Source organism: Paraburkholderia phenoliruptrix, from assembly GCF_047325075.1.
GTDB lineage: Bacteria > Pseudomonadota > Gammaproteobacteria > Burkholderiales > Burkholderiaceae > Paraburkholderia > Paraburkholderia phenoliruptrix.
In genome coordinates, this window is record NZ_CP168531.1 from 2,045,027 (window position 1) to 2,058,922 (window position 13,896).

General features: G+C 66.1%; 11 protein-coding genes. 8 read left to right on the top strand and 3 right to left on the bottom strand.

Translation table 11 applies throughout. The features are described from left to right. Positions 1-9: 9 nt before the first annotated feature. Positions 10-2,439, top strand: coding sequence for a hypothetical protein (locus ACEN8U_RS21325; RefSeq protein WP_041746176.1), 2,430 nt, complete (start codon positions 10-12; stop codon positions 2,437-2,439). Beyond that, positions 2,436-3,590 (top strand): glycosyltransferase family 4 protein, encoded by a 1,155-nt coding sequence (locus ACEN8U_RS21330; RefSeq protein ID WP_015002748.1) that lies wholly within the window; start codon positions 2,436-2,438, stop codon positions 3,588-3,590. The genes ACEN8U_RS21325 and ACEN8U_RS21330 overlap by 4 nt, the downstream gene beginning before the upstream one ends. A gap of 147 nt (positions 3,591-3,737) precedes the next feature. Here ACEN8U_RS21330 and ACEN8U_RS21335 read toward each other — a convergent pair whose 3' ends face one another. Then, complete coding sequence (locus ACEN8U_RS21335) at positions 3,738-5,195, bottom strand: oligosaccharide flippase family protein (protein WP_015002747.1); 1,458 nt, start codon at positions 5,193-5,195, stop codon at positions 3,738-3,740. A 183-nt stretch (positions 5,196-5,378) separates the two neighbouring features. Between ACEN8U_RS21335 and ACEN8U_RS21340 the strand changes: the two genes are divergently transcribed. The 6 genes from ACEN8U_RS21340 to ACEN8U_RS21365 all read left to right on the top strand — a co-directional run bounded on the left by ACEN8U_RS21340 (position 5,379) and on the right by ACEN8U_RS21365 (position 12,150). Continuing rightward, the gene (locus ACEN8U_RS21340; protein WP_015002746.1) at positions 5,379-6,392 is read left to right on the top strand and encodes a glycosyltransferase family 2 protein; all 1,014 of its coding nucleotides are present in this window, start codon (positions 5,379-5,381) and stop codon (positions 6,390-6,392) included. Positions 6,393-6,515: 123 nt separating this feature from the next. Next, positions 6,516-8,405 (top strand): alpha/beta fold hydrolase, encoded by a 1,890-nt coding sequence (locus ACEN8U_RS21345; RefSeq protein ID WP_015002745.1) that lies wholly within the window; start codon positions 6,516-6,518, stop codon positions 8,403-8,405. Between the two features lie 123 nt (positions 8,406-8,528). Next, complete coding sequence (locus ACEN8U_RS21350; protein ID WP_015002744.1) at positions 8,529-9,398, top strand: class I SAM-dependent methyltransferase; 870 nt, start codon at positions 8,529-8,531, stop codon at positions 9,396-9,398. Further along, positions 9,373-9,927, top strand: coding sequence for a flavin reductase family protein (locus tag ACEN8U_RS21355; RefSeq protein ID WP_013588557.1), 555 nt, complete (start codon positions 9,373-9,375; stop codon positions 9,925-9,927). Before ACEN8U_RS21350 ends, ACEN8U_RS21355 begins: the two co-directional genes overlap by 26 nt. Positions 9,928-10,221: 294 nt before the next feature. Then, the gene (locus ACEN8U_RS21360) at positions 10,222-10,950 is read left to right on the top strand and encodes a FadR/GntR family transcriptional regulator (RefSeq protein ID WP_015002743.1); all 729 of its coding nucleotides are present in this window, start codon (positions 10,222-10,224) and stop codon (positions 10,948-10,950) included. Positions 10,951-11,136: 186 nt separating this feature from the next. After that, positions 11,137-12,150 carry a Gfo/Idh/MocA family protein gene (locus ACEN8U_RS21365; RefSeq protein ID WP_374725913.1) on the top strand — a complete coding sequence of 338 codons (1,014 nt, stop codon included), beginning with the start codon at positions 11,137-11,139 and terminating at the stop codon, positions 12,148-12,150. A gap of 49 nt (positions 12,151-12,199) precedes the next feature. Here ACEN8U_RS21365 and ACEN8U_RS21370 read toward each other — a convergent pair whose 3' ends face one another. Next, positions 12,200-12,859 carry an amino acid ABC transporter permease gene (locus ACEN8U_RS21370; RefSeq protein ID WP_015002741.1) on the bottom strand — a complete coding sequence of 220 codons (660 nt, stop codon included), beginning with the start codon at positions 12,857-12,859 and terminating at the stop codon, positions 12,200-12,202. A gap of 125 nt (positions 12,860-12,984) precedes the next feature. Beyond that, positions 12,985-13,779 (bottom strand): cystine ABC transporter substrate-binding protein, encoded by a 795-nt coding sequence (locus ACEN8U_RS21375; RefSeq protein ID WP_041745328.1) that lies wholly within the window; start codon positions 13,777-13,779, stop codon positions 12,985-12,987. Between the last annotated feature and the right edge of the window lie 117 nt (positions 13,780-13,896).

Here is a 13,896-nt window from a genome sequence, read left to right on the forward strand (position 1 = left end):
CCTTTGATCATGCGACGCGTCACACGCAAAACATTCGAACGGCTCGTGTGCGCGGGCGCGCTTGCGCTGCCGGTGGTCGTGCTGCTTGCGGCAGGAGAACCGGGGCAGCACGCGTACAGTGCTGCAACAGCCGCTAGCGTGCGGCAGGCAGGCAAGGCGAGCGATTCCGCGAGCCCAGCGAAATCCGCGAAACTGACGCACGCGGCCGCTAGCGTTCCCGCTGCCGAGGCACAGGCAGGCGGCGCCTCTGCTTCGTTATCCTATCGAACCTCGTGGGTCGGTAACACCTGGGGCTACGGCGATGGGCGCTGGATGCAGATCGACGTGCAGGCGATAGCCGTCACGCCGCAAGGCGACGTGTTCACCAATGCGCCGTGGGATGAGAGCGGCGGCGAAGTCGGCCAGTATCGCAACGGCGAGCTGCTGCGTCACGGCGGCGAGACGCACGGCTGGGGCATGATGGGCGGCGACGCGATTGCCGTGAACGACGACTACGTATACGTCGCGCAAAGCATGGTGAGCCTCGGCAATGAGACCGCAAAGCACAGACCCTCGCCGCGCGAAGGTGAAGTGTGGACCGGCGTGTCGCGCCGCAGCCGCATCGACATTCGCGACGGCGTGCCGTTTGCCGGGCAGGTGAAATTCCCCGCCGGCAGCCGGCTTGCCTATCTGCTGATTTCGACGTATTCCGCGAAAAGCGATTACGCGATTCGCGGATTGGCTGCGGACGACACGCGTCTTTTCGTGTCGAATGCGCTCGAGAACCGTGTGCAGATTTTCGACGCGCAGACCATGCAGGCCGTCGGCGCATTCGCCGTGCGCGAGCCGGGACGTATCGCGCTTGCGCCCGACGGCTCGCTGTGGATCATCGAGAACAGCCGCAGCGACGGCGCGCAGCGCGTGGTGCACCACGCGCGCAACGGCGCCGTGATCGAGGAGTTGCCGGTGCCGGAAGGCGCGGTCCCGGTGGACATTGCTGTCGATGCGCGCGGGCGTGTCTTCGTCGCGGACAACGGCGCGCGTCAGCAAATCCTCATTTTCTCCGCCGATGCAAGCCAGTCGGCTGCCAATTCCCAGCAGGCGGCCGCGATGAAATGGACGGCGAGCGTCGGGCAGGAGGGCGGCATCTATGCGGGCCGCGCGGGCGCGCCGGGGCCGCTGCGCTTTAACGGCTTGACGGGCGTCGGCGTGGATCGCGCGGGCAACGTCTATGTGTCGATGAACGGCGCGGGGCCGCGTACTTTCGGCACCGGACCCAGCACCTATGACGGCGCGCTCCTCGAAAGCTACACGCCGGACGGACGGCAGCGTTTCAGTTTGCAGGGGCTGTTGTTCGTCGACGGTGCGCAGTTTGTCGATGGCGGCCCGCCCTCCGTGTATAGCGGCAGCAAGCGCTTCACGCTCGATCTTTCACGCGCGCCCGGCGACGAGTGGTCGTATGCGGGCTATACCGCCGACCGGTTCCGCTATCCGTACGATCCGTACTTTCATCTTTCCCTCGGCGGCCAGCGCGGCATGCCGATGGTGCGCGACATCGAAGGCCACAGGCTTCTGTACACCACGGACATGTACTCGTCGTATCTGCGCATCTACCGTTTCACCGCCGATCGCGAGACGGCGATCCCGTCAGGTTTTTTCTCGCAGGCGCATATCGACGGCAGGTGGCCGCGCAACCAGCCCTCGCGCGGCGAGTGGATCTGGCGCGACGCGACAGGCGCCGGCGACTTCTCGCCAGCTTCGTTCGATGAGACCGGCGCGGGCGCGGACGCGCCCGCCGTGCGCGGCTGGTGGGTGGATAGCCGCGGCGACGTCTGGCAGGGCACGGAAGCGGCGGGCATTCGCGTGTTTCCGTTGCAGGGTTTCGACCGCGTCGGCAACCCGGTGTACCGGTACGCCGCGATGCGGCAATACGCGGCCCCCGCGCCGTTCTACCGCATTGCCCGCATTAGCTACTTTCCCGACGACGACGCGCTATTCGTTTCAGGTTCGACACGCGCGCGCCCATTTGTTCAGGACAACTGGAATAGTGCCGGTTCGCAGCTGGCGCGCTACGACCACTGGAAAAGCGGCAAGCCGGTGCTGCGTTATCTGATCGACCTGCCCGATCGCGGGCCGCCCGAATGGCTGTCGATCAACGGCTTCGCGGTGGCGGGCGACTACCTCTTCGCGGTGGAGACCCGCAGCGCCGCGGTGCACGTATACGACCGCGAAAGCGGGCGCGATGTGGGCCGTCTGACACCGGGCAGGGAAGTGGGCGCGACGAGCGGCTGGGCCGACGTGCCGATGCCCGTCACCGCGCATCGCCTCGCGTCGGGCGAATACCTCGTGTTCGTCGAGGAGGACGCGCGCGGCAAAGCATTGATGTACCGATTCACTCCGCCGACGGCCGCACTAGCGGCCGTCCGCCGCCACCTCACCAACGCTGCGGGCACACCATGAAAATCGTTCATCTTTCCAATCATGCGCTCAATGTCGGCAACGGCATCGTCAACGTGATGGTCGATCTCGCGTGCATGCAGGCGCGCGCGGGGCACGACGTGACCATCGCTTCGGGCGGCGGCGGATTCGAGGAACTGCTTGCGCGGCACGGTGTGCGTCACGTGCTGTTGCCGCAATCGCCGCGGCCCTCGCGCGTGCCCGCGATGGTGGCGGGTTTTAATCGGCTGGTCGCGAGAATCGACCCGGACGTCGTTCATGCGCACATGATGACGGGCGCGTTGATTGCACGCTTCGGCGTGCTGCGGCGGCGCTTCGTGCTCGTCACGACCGTGCATAACGAGTTCCAGAAGAGCGCGTCGGCGATGCGCGTCGGCGACCGTGTCGTCGCAGTGAGCGAGGCCGTCTGCGAAGCGATGGCGCGGCGCGGCATTCCCCGGTCCCGTCTTGCCGTCGTGCGTAACGGTACGCTTGGCACGCCGCGGCTCGCGGACATGGCAGCGCCGAGCTTGCCCGCACTGGCGCGTCCCAGCATCGTAACGGTCGCCGGCATGTACGAACGCAAGGGTATTCGCGATCTGCTGCATGCGTTTGCCGCATTGCGCGTGCGTTTGCCTGACGCGGTGCTTTATCTCGTCGGCGAAGGTCCGGATCGTGCCGCCATGGAGCAACTCGCGGCGCAGCTGGGGGTGACGCAGCACGCGCGCTTTGTCGGTTTCGTGGCGGATCCGCGTGGCTACCTGGCGCAAGCCGACGTGTTTGTGCTGGCCTCGCATAACGAACCGGGCGGTCTCGTGCTGTCCGAGGCGCGTGAACATGGCTGTGCGATCGTGGCGACGAACGTGGGGGGCAATCCGGAGATGCTCGACGGCGGTGCGGCAGGTCTGCTCGTGCCGCCGCACGATCCCGCGAGTCTTGCCGGGGCGCTCGAAAAGCTCTTAACCGATCGCGATGCGCACGCGAGGCTCGCTGCGCGTGCGTTGGAGGATCTCCACAAGTTCAGCGTGCAGCGGGTGAGCGACGGCTACCTCGCCATCTACGAGCGCACGCTGGCGAGTTGCCAGCCACGCCGGTTCGCCAGCCTGACCGCGGGTGATGCGGCAACGGCGCATGTCGGCATGGCCGATACGGCAGGCCATTCGGCCCCGCTCTAAGAGACTTGCGCGGAGAGCGGCGCCCGACGAGCGGCCAGCGGCGAGCGGAGGGCGGCTCATGGTGCAACGTGGCAAAGTGCGCACGCACTCATGCCATAAAAAGTTCGCTAAGCTAAATAATTGTCAAAACGAGACGTTCACGGGCTTTTAGCCTGCCGACAACGTCACCCGAGCCCACAGCTTGTAGACGAAGCCGCGCAATTCGGTGGAGCCGTGCAGTGAGAGCCCAAGATTCGCGCCTACCAGCACGAGCGCGGCGGCGATCTGGGAAGGCAGCGTGGTGAACAGCTCGACGAGCGCAAGCGCGACCAGCAGAAAGCCGAGGTGCACCAGCATATTGCGCAGAATCGATCCGACATGCAGCCGCGCGACGTACAGCAGGACGCCGTAATCGAACAGCGCTTTCAACACGACGACGACCGCGGCGCCCATGATGCCGAACCAGTGAATGCCGCACCAGAGCGCGCCCGCGAAGATGGGCAACTGCACCCAGCTCACGACCGCGATATACGCGGGGCTCGTCTGCGCCTGGATCAGGATGCCGAGAATGCCCGCCTGGCCGCCGAGCCAGACGGCGAGTACCAGCACGCAGGCCACCGGCGCCGCCGCCGCGACGGTCGGCCCGAGCCACAACAGCAAAAAGGGCTTCAACGCAAACATCGCGATGATGAGGCACGGCGTGAATGCGCCGTTGAGAAAGGCGAGCGCGCTGCGTGCAATCGCATCGGCGTCCGCGCGTGAGACGGCGGACAAGCGCGGGAACAGCGTGCGCACCATCGCAACAGGCAGCAGGTTCAGACGCGTAATGAGGTTCTGCGGCGTTGCATAGTAAGTGACGAAGCGCGCGCCGAGGAGGGCGCCGACCAGCACCCGGTCGAGCGTCGACGCAATCATGCCCGCGCCGGTGAAGAGCAGCAGCCAGCGCCCGTAGCGGAACAGTTCGAGCATCACGCGCCATTGCGGCATACGCACGCGGCGAATGCCGATGGCGCGAAACGCCGCCGCGCCTAGCATCAGGCCGGCGAGAAGCCGCGCGAGCACCGCGGCCGGAATGACCACGGCGAGCGAAGGCGAGAAGCAGAAGATCGCCGCCAGCGGCAGCAGTTGAAAAAGCGCCGTGCCGAGCGTCTGATTGATATTGAAGCTCGCAAAGCGTTCCACTCCGTTGATTGCGCCCGCGAACACCCACGACACGTTGGCGATGGGCACCGCGACCGCGATCCACGGCAGGCTCGCCATCACCTCGCGCTGGAACTCCGGCTCGATCTTCACGCCGTGCGTGATATAGACGACCGTGCCCGCATAAATGATGAGTCCGCCGAGAATACCGGTGCCGAGATTCATGAACCACGCGCTCCAGAAAATGCGTTCGAGCGAGTCGTCGTCGGCGGCGCGCGCTTTCGAGATCTGATTTTCGGTGGCGAGGCTCGTGCCGAGATCCAGCACGCTGAAGTAGCCGATCAGCGTCCACACGAGATTGATGACGCCATAGCGCTCGACCCCCATCAGATGAATATAGGCCGGCACCGTCACGAGCGACACGAAGGTCGGAGCAATCGCTCCCGCGAAGTTGATGACGATGTTCCTGACGATACTTCTTTCCATGGTGCGCTGTCCGGCGGGGATGTCGTGCAATGGTGCGGTTCGTGCTGGCGGCTGTCGGTGCGTATCCGCACCCACGAGCGCGCGCCTTGCGATGGCGTTCGCGTCGCAGGCATCGATAGTGCACGCGTGCGCCGTTTGCCTGTGTGGGTGGCCGTACAGATAGGCGTTATCCGCCGCGGTTAAATGGGCATCGACCGCACAGGGCCGGAGAACGGGCATCGCGAGGACAGCGTGACTGAATTGAATGAACTGAACGCGCAGCTCATCTCGATCTGCATTCCGACCTGCAACCGGCCGGGCCTGCTGGAAGAGGCGATTCGAAGCTGCGAGGCACAGACCTACGCGGATTTCGAAATTGTGATCGGCGACGATTCGAGCGACGACCGCACCGAGCAGGCCGTCAAACGCTGCCGTCTGCACGCGAAGCACCTCATCCGCTACGAGCGCAATGTGCCGCGGCTCGGTCAGGCAAGCAACGTCAATCGGCTGTTTGCGCGGGCGCGGGGCGCGCGGCTCGTGCTGCTGCACGACGACGATCTGCTCGAGCCGCATGCACTGACCACACTCGATGCGTGCTGGCAGGCCCATCCGGACCTGAGCGCCGCCTTCGGCAAGCAGCGCGTGATCGCCGACGACGGCACACCGCGGCCCGACGCTACCGCGCGCCTCAATCGCGACTACGGCCGCGTGCCGGAGCGTGCCGGGCGGCTGGCGGTGCCGGCGCTCGCGGGCATCGACCAGATGTTCCCCAACAACGGCTACCTCGTGGACACGCTGGTTGCACGCCGCATCGGCTACCGGCTCGCGGCACAAGTGGGCGAGGCCTGCGATTTCGATTTCGGCTTGCGTCTATGCGTCGAGGCGGCCGGCGTGTATTTCGCCGACGAATTCGTCTCGGTGTCGCGCGAGACCGCCTTGTCGATCTCGACCCATGCGTTGCCGGCGATGCACGCGTTCGCGCAACTGTGCGAGAGCGATGTGCCGGCGGCCGCCCGGGCCGCGCGCGACGCCGCGCTGCGGCGCGTCGCGCCGCGCGCTGCTTCCGCCTACGCGCGGGCCGGCGAGGCGGGCGCCGCGTGGCGCGTGCTGCTCTCGAAGCATTACGCGTTGCGCGACCGGCTGCGCGCCCGCTTTCTCTACCACGTGCTGCTCGCCACGCGCTCGACGCTCTCGCCGCGCACGCCGCCCGGCGGTTGAGCGCGCAACGTTTCGCGTCTCGCGTACATGAAAGGATGAGGCCGGGCCAATGTGGCGGGGCGTACAGAGGCGAGGGGCGGGCTTTGCTGTAATGCCCGAAAGAAGACTGATGAGGAGCGTAGCGTGAGGCCAGTAGTCTTCGACGGCCAGTTCGGCTGGTTGCATCCGGCAGCCGGGCCGCACGGCGTGGTGCTGTGCTACCCGTTCGGCTACGACGCGCTCTGCACGTATCGCGGCATGCGCCGGCTCGCCGAGCGACTCGCCGCGCGCGGCATCGCGGTGCTGCGCTTCGACTATCCGGGCACCGGCGATTCGGCGGGCGACGCGAGCGAGCCGGGCCGCTGGCGCGCGTGGATCGACAGCATCACGAAGGCCGTGGCGCTGCTGCGGCAGTCGACGGGTGTCGAGCGCGTGAGTCTGTGCGGGTTGCGGCTCGGCGGCACGCTGGCCGCGCTGGCCGCTCAGCAACTCGGTGATGTCGACGGTCTCGTGCTGCTCTCGCCGGTGCTCTCCGGCAAGAACTATCAGCGCGAGTTGCGCGCGGGTTACCGCCAATGGCTGTCGATGCCCGCGGCGATGGACTGCACGCCCGAGCCCGACACCGACGAGTTTGTCGAAGCGTACGGCTTCCGGCTTTATCGCGAGGCGCTCGAGAACCTGCGCGCCGTCGATCTGCGCCGCGACGCGGCTGCGCCCGCAAGGCGCGTGCTCATGCTCGACTCGCTGGACGCTGCGCGCGTCGATGCGCTCGCCGCGCATTATCGCGAGCAGGGCATCGAAGTCGAGCGTCGGGGCTTCGATGAATACAGCAAGTTCATGATGGAGTCGCTCGACAGCGAAATTCCGCGCGCAGCATTCGAGTCGGTCGAAAACTGGCTTGCAGCGGGTTCGGGCGAGCTTGCAACGGCCGCGCGAGACGCCGACACGCACCTTAGCGCCGACGATCCACAAGGGCATGCCGTCGAAGCGGGCGTGACCGAGACGCCCGTGTGGATTGACGGCGGCAGAATGTTCGGCATCTACTGCATGCCGCACGCGTCTTTGGTCACGACGGGCGGCACGCCGGCCGTGCTGATGGTCAACACCGGCGCCGTGTCGAGAATCGGCAATGCGCGGCTTGGCGTGCGCTTCGCGCGGCGTCTCGCGCGGCAAGGCATCGCCTCGCTGCGCGTCGACCTGGGCGGACTCGGCGACAGCCAGCCTTCGCTCGATACCGTGACGCTCGACGCGCTCTACGCGCAGGACGGCGCGAACGACGCAGCGTGCGCCGCGCGCTGGCTCGCGGCGCGCGGCCATCCCGGCGTGGTGCTGCTCGGCATCTGCGCGGGCGCTTACGTCGGTCTCTACGCGGGCTCGCGCGAGCCCGCGGTGACAGGCGCGGTACTCGTCAATCTGCAGAAATTCACGTGGCGCAATATCTGCGACGAAACCGGCAAGCCGACCGTGCGGGTCGCGGCAATCGGTTCGACGCGCAGCTATCTGCGCTCGATGTGCGAGCCGCGCAAATGGCTGCGCGTCGTCAAAGGGCAGACGGGCGGCTGGCCAGTCGCGCGCGAGCTGGCCGCGCGCTGTGCGTCGCGTTTGCGCGCGACGCTTGCCGACCGCATTGAGCGGATCACGGGCCTCGAACTCGGCGCGAGCGAAGAACGGCGCCCGTTCGCCGCGCTTGACGCGCGCGGCGTGCCCACGCGGCTGCTGTACGGCGTCCTCGACGACGGCGTCGAGGAGCTCGAGAAATACTTCGGAGTCCGAGGCGCCCGCTTGCGGCGCTTGCGTCGGGTCAAGGTGTCGTTTCGCGAGCACATGGACCATGCAATTCTGTCCGCCAGCGCGCAGGAAAACGTGATGTCGTATTTCGAGGACTTCTATCGTAGCCAGTTCGGCGAACAGCCCGGCGCCGTCGCAGACGAACCCGCCGACTCCAGGGACGCCGGGCGCAGCGGCCGGCGGGCGCGCGCCGCGCAATGGCTCGCGCGGCAGGCTCGCGCGTTTCGTTTATCCGGGGAAGCCTGATGAATTCGCGGGACAGCGCGCTGCGCGAAGCTCGCTGCGTCTTTTCGATCGGTTTGCACGCGCCGCTGGGCGAGCCGGTCCTGATCCATTCGCGGCGCTGTTCTGTTGCGCTGGAGGCGTGCTGTGAATAGTCAATCGGAACTGGACCGGATCAATCGGGTGGCGTGGAATTCGCGCGACGCGGCGCGTGTTTTCACGGCCGACAAGACCTTTTCCGATGCGGGCGAAGAGGCCGCGTTCGACTGGCTCGCGCCGCGCTGTTCGGGCGCGCCGTTGCTCGACATCGGCATCGGCACCGGTCGCACGATTCCGCTCATGCTCGCCATGTCGAACGACTACACCGGCGTCGACTACACGCCGAAGCTGCTGCAGATGGCCAGCTCGCGCTACCCCGGCCGCGATTTGCGGCATATGGATGCGCGCGATATGTCGGAACTGCCGTCCGACCACTATGGGCTCGCGGCGTTCAGCTGGAACGGCATCGACTGCGTGGACTACGGCGATCGCGTGAAGATCCTGAAGGAGATGTATCGCGTGGTGCGGCCCGGCGGCTATGTGTTCTTCTCGTCGCACAATCGCGGCGGCCCCGGCTATCGGGAGAACATCTGGCAACTGCTGCCGCATTTCACCTTCAATCCGCTCAAGCTCGGCTGGCGCACGCTGCGTTCGATGCGGCGCTTCCAGCTCGGCACGCTCAACTACGTGCGCAACGTCAAGCTGAATCGCGACTATGGCGGCTACTCGGTCAAGACAGCCGCGGCTCACAACTTCGGCATCGTGATCGTGTACACGACACTCGGTGAACAGCGCCGGCAGCTGGCGGAGGTCGGCTTGCAATGCGACGCGGTGTTCGATAGTTGTACAGGCAACCGTATTGCCGACGATGTGAACGAGAGCGACGCCTGGTGGTTCCACTTCATCGCGCACAAGCCGCTTGCCGCGTATCGCGTAGACGAGGAGAGCGGCCATGCACGCTCAGGCACTGCGGATTGACGAGCCGCATCCTGCCGGCTTCGACGAGCGGCGCTTTCGCCGCGCGCTGGGCCGCTTCGCGACCGGCGTCGTGGTGATCTCGACAGGCAGCGGCGAGCGCCTGCATGCGATGACGGCCAACGCCTTCATGTCCGGTTCCCTCAAGCCGCCGCTGATCGTCGTATCGGTCGGGCAACGGGCGCGCATGCACGAGCGGCTCATGGCGAGCGCGTTCTTCGGCGTGAGCGTGCTGTCGGACGCGCAGGAGGCCCACAGCCGCCACTTCGCGGGCGAGCCGCAGAGCCGGCTTGCACCGCACTTCGCGCCCGTCGAGGGACTCGCGGACGTGGTGCTGCTCGAACATGCGGCGGCGCGCTTCGCCGCGCGCGTAGTCGACCGCCACCCTTGCGGCGATCACACGCTGTTCGTCGGCGAGGTGCTGGTGTTCTCGCTCGACGAGCACGCGCCGCTCATCTTCTTCGGCGGGCGTTATGGGTCGGTCGCTGCCTGTTCGACCGCGGGTCCGTCTTTTGCGGCGAGCCATGATTGATGCGGGGTCCTTTCCGTTCAGACAATTTGGCTTGCAACGTGCGTCTTCGCACGATGCAAAGTCGGTGCCAAAGGCATGCTTGAAACGCAAGCTTAGGGTCCGTCGGGACGTATTGCGTTACACAGAAGAAACAATTCTTCAGAGGGATAACCCTGTCAGGAAGTGTCCCAACTGGCGTAACCGTTGTGAAGCTAGCAACGTATCGTGGATGAGCACCACGCGACGATAAAACACACAAAAGGGCGGTTTATCAACAGGCTACGCGGGGGCGAACACCGCTTCGGGGAGAGGGTCATGGAACAGGCAAACAAGGATCGATCACTGGTGAGCAAGGTGATGGACGGGCTCGTCACAGGGATCGTCGAGGAGAAATACGGCGCGATACTGCCGCCGCAGGACGTGTTGTCGAAAGAGTTCGACGTGAGCCGCACCGTCATGCGCGAGGCGCTGTCGATGCTGCTCGCGCGCGACATGCTCGACGTGCGTCCGAAGATCGGCACCCGGATCCGCCCCATGAGCGACTGGCGCATGATCGACGAAGACGTCGTGAACTGGCGCTTTCGCGCGAAGCCCGATCCGCTGTTCCAGCGCGACGTCATCGAGTTTCGCATTCTGATCGAGCCGCGTGCATCGGCACAGGCCGCGTCGCGCGGCAGCGCGGCCGACATCGCGGCGGTGCGCGATGCGTTCGAGGCGTTCCGTGTGATTCGTCCGGACGAGCCGGGTTATCAGGAAGCCGACGAACTGTTCCATACGCGTATCCTGGTGGCAAGCGGCAACCAGTTCTTCAAGCAGATGGCGGCGATCATTCGCGGCGCACTGTCGACCGGCAATCCGGCCGTCACCGCGCCCGAGGGCGCCTGGGAGGCGGCGGTGAACTCACATCGGCGGGTGGTCGAGGCGATCGAGCGGCGCGACCCGAAAGAGGCCGAACTCGCGGCGCTGGCCATGATCGATCACACGGCCGAGGAAATCGCCGGCACGCTCGCCGGGGCGCCGCCGGCTCCGCCCGCCCGCGGCTGATACGCTGGTTCTGGCCCGAAGCGAAGCACGTGGTCGACGCCGCACGGCGCGAGCCTTGCGGTGTTCATCCGCGAGCGACGCGCGCTCGATCCTGTATTCGCGGCACAGCGGCACAGCGGCACAGCGGCACGCGCGGCCTGCATGCGCGACAATAGCGGCTTTCCTTGACTGCATGGACGCCGCGTCATCGTGACAACCGCCACCTCGACTTCAAAGCAGGACACGGCTTCGGCCGACACCATCCGCTGGGGCATCGTCGGAACAGGCCGCATTGCGCGCCGGTTCGCGCAGGGTCTCGCCTATGTGCCGCGCGCGCGTCTTGCCGCGCTGTGGTCGCGCCGGCCCGAGTCCGCGCAGGCTTTCGCCGACGAGTTCGGCGGCCGCTGTGAGGCGAGCTTCGAGGCGCTGCTCGCGAGCGGCATCGACGCCCTCTACATCGCGACAGTGCAGGACAGCCACGCCGACTATGCAATCGCCGCGCTGCAAGCCGGCGTGCACGTGCTGTGCGAAAAGCCGGCGACCATCAACCGGCCGCAACTCGAACGCGTGGTGGACGCGGCGCGTGCCGCCCGACGGCTCTTCATGGAAGCGATGAAGCCGCCGTTTTATCCGCTCTACAGAAAGTTGCGCGCGCATCTAAATGACGATCCGATCGGCGCAGTGGGGCTCGTGCGGGCCGGCTGCTCCGTTCCGGGCGTGCCCGACGATCACCCGTCGCTGTCGTTTGCGCACGCGGGCGGCGCGCTGCTCGATATCGGCATCTACGAAATCTTTCTCGCCGTCGACTGGCTCGGCGCGCCGCTTGACGTGCAGACGCTCGGGCGTCTCGGCCCGAGCGGCGTGGATACGTTTGCGAGTCTCAACAGCCGGCACGAGCACGGCATCGCGCAGCTCTTTTGCGGGTTGGACCTGCACGGCAAGGGCGACGCGCTTCTCATGGCGAAGGGCGGCCACGTGACGATCCATGAGCCGTGGTGGAACCCGTCGCGCGCGACGATCCGCTACGCCGACGGTCGCGTGGTCGAGCTCGATGAGCCCTTCGAAGGCGGCGGCCTCAACTACGAGACCGCCCACTTTTGCGAGCTGATCCGCGCGGGACAGCTCGAAAGTCCGCTCATGCCGCACAGCAAGTCATTGCAGATGATCGCGATGGCCGACGCGGCGCGCGCGGCGCTAGGTTTGAAGTTCGCGGGCGAGTGAGCGGCGCGCCCGGCTTGCGCGCCCTGCACGGCGAGCCATGCGCTTGCGCTCAGTGCCGGGAAGGCAGCGCGAGGCGCCGTTCGTACCAGCGCTGCAGCAGTTCGAGGATCTGGCACAGCACCCAGTAGACGGCCGCGGCCGCAAGATAAAGCGGCAGCGGCTGATAGGTCGACGCGATGATTTCCTGCGCGCTGCGCAGCAGCTCCGTCACGGTAATCACCGACACGAGCGACGTGTCCTTGATCAGGCTGATGAGGCTGTTCGACAGGCTCGGCACGGCGATGCGCAAGGCCTGCGGCGCGATCACATAGCGCAGCGTCTGGCGCCGCGAGAGTCCGAGGCTGTAGGCAGCGAGCCATTGTCCCTGGTGGATGCCGAGAATCGCCCCGCGCATGCTCTCCGACAGATAGGCGGCGACGTTCGCCGACAACGCGATCACGCCGGCCGGCGTCGGATCGAGCGAAATACCGAAGCTCGGCAAACCGTAGTAAATGACGAAGATCTGCACGAGCAGCGGCGTGCCGCGCATCACGCTCACATAGACGCGCGCGAGCCAGTTCAGCGCGCGGCTGTGGCTCACGCCCATCAACGCGAGGACGGCGCCCGCGATCAGGCCGAAGAACATCGACAGAACGGCGAACTTGACCGTGAGGACGGCGCCCTGCGCGAGCACAGGAAGCGATTCGACGAGCAGGGAAGTGGTGGACATGAGCGGTGCTCGGGTTGGCGCGCAAGGCGCGGATCGTCAATAGGGGCGCGTGCTGCAGAAGCGCGAAGGGCGGCATTCGCGGAATGCCGCCCTTCGTTGCAGCGCGGGCCGCTTGCCTCAACCGCTTACTTGAGCGGCTTGCTGACGTCGATGCCAAACCACTTGTCCGAGATTTTCGCGAAGGTGCCGTCCGCTTCGAGCTGGGTCATGGCGTCGTCGATTGCCTTGGCGAATTTCGGGTTGTTCTTCCTGAACGGGATGCCCGACGGGTTGCCCGCGCCGACGTTCGCGCCGGTGCGCAGCGGCAACTGCGAGTTCTTGAGCAGATACGCGAGCATCAGGCGGTCGTTGAGCGCGGCGTCGAGACGTCCCGCTGCCAGATCGCGCAGATATTCGGGCGCGCCGGGATAGGTCTTCACGTCGATGCCCGGCACCGACTTCGCCATGTCCATGTAGTTGGTGCCGAGGCCGACGCCGAGCTTCTTGCCCTTCAGGTCTTCGAGCGACTTGAACTGGCGCGTGTCGTCCTTGCGCTGGATCAGCTGCGCGGCCGAGTACGTGTAGGCCGGCGAGAAGTCGAGCGCCTGCTTGCGTGCGTCCGTGATGCCGACCTGGTTGACGATCACGTCGAACTTGCCGGCCTGCAGACCCGCAATGATGCCGCTCCACTCGGTCGTGACGAATTCCGGCTTCACGCCCAGTTTGGCCGCGACGGCTTTGGCGATGTCGACGTCATAGCCGACCAGTTCGCCCGACGGCGCTTTCGAATTGAACGGGGGGAAGGTGCCTTCCAGGCCGACGCGTAGCGTGCCGCGCTGCTTGACCTGGTCGAGCAGATCGTCGGCGTGGGCCGTGACCGCGGTGAACGAAGCGCCGATCAGGGCGGCGACGAAAAGCTTTTTCAACAAGCGAACTTGCATCCTGGTCCTTTTTTGTTCGTGTGGTGTTATAGCGGACGAAAGCTTAACAAAGCAGATTGCCCGAAGCGAAATACCGATTGTTCATGTGTGTATGGCGGCGCGAGGCAGACGCGCACG

Bases quoted from the DNA above. Each gene is read 5' to 3' on its own strand.
- ACEN8U_RS21325 (WP_041746176.1), top strand. From the start codon at position 10: ATGCGACGCGTCACACGCAAAACATTCGAACGGCTCGTGTGCGCGGGC.
- ACEN8U_RS21330 (WP_015002748.1), top strand. From the start codon at position 2,436: ATGAAAATCGTTCATCTTTCCAATCATGCGCTCAATGTCGGCAACGGC.
- ACEN8U_RS21335 (WP_015002747.1), bottom strand. From the start codon at position 5,195: ATGGAAAGAAGTATCGTCAGGAACATCGTCATCAACTTCGCGGGAGCG.
- ACEN8U_RS21340 (WP_015002746.1), top strand. From the start codon at position 5,379: ATGGGCATCGACCGCACAGGGCCGGAGAACGGGCATCGCGAGGACAGC.
- ACEN8U_RS21355 (WP_013588557.1), top strand. From the start codon at position 9,373: ATGCACGCTCAGGCACTGCGGATTGACGAGCCGCATCCTGCCGGCTTC.
- ACEN8U_RS21360 (WP_015002743.1), top strand. From the start codon at position 10,222: ATGGAACAGGCAAACAAGGATCGATCACTGGTGAGCAAGGTGATGGAC.
- ACEN8U_RS21370 (WP_015002741.1), bottom strand. From the start codon at position 12,859: ATGTCCACCACTTCCCTGCTCGTCGAATCGCTTCCTGTGCTCGCGCAG.
- ACEN8U_RS21375 (WP_041745328.1), bottom strand. From the start codon at position 13,779: ATGCAAGTTCGCTTGTTGAAAAAGCTTTTCGTCGCCGCCCTGATCGGC.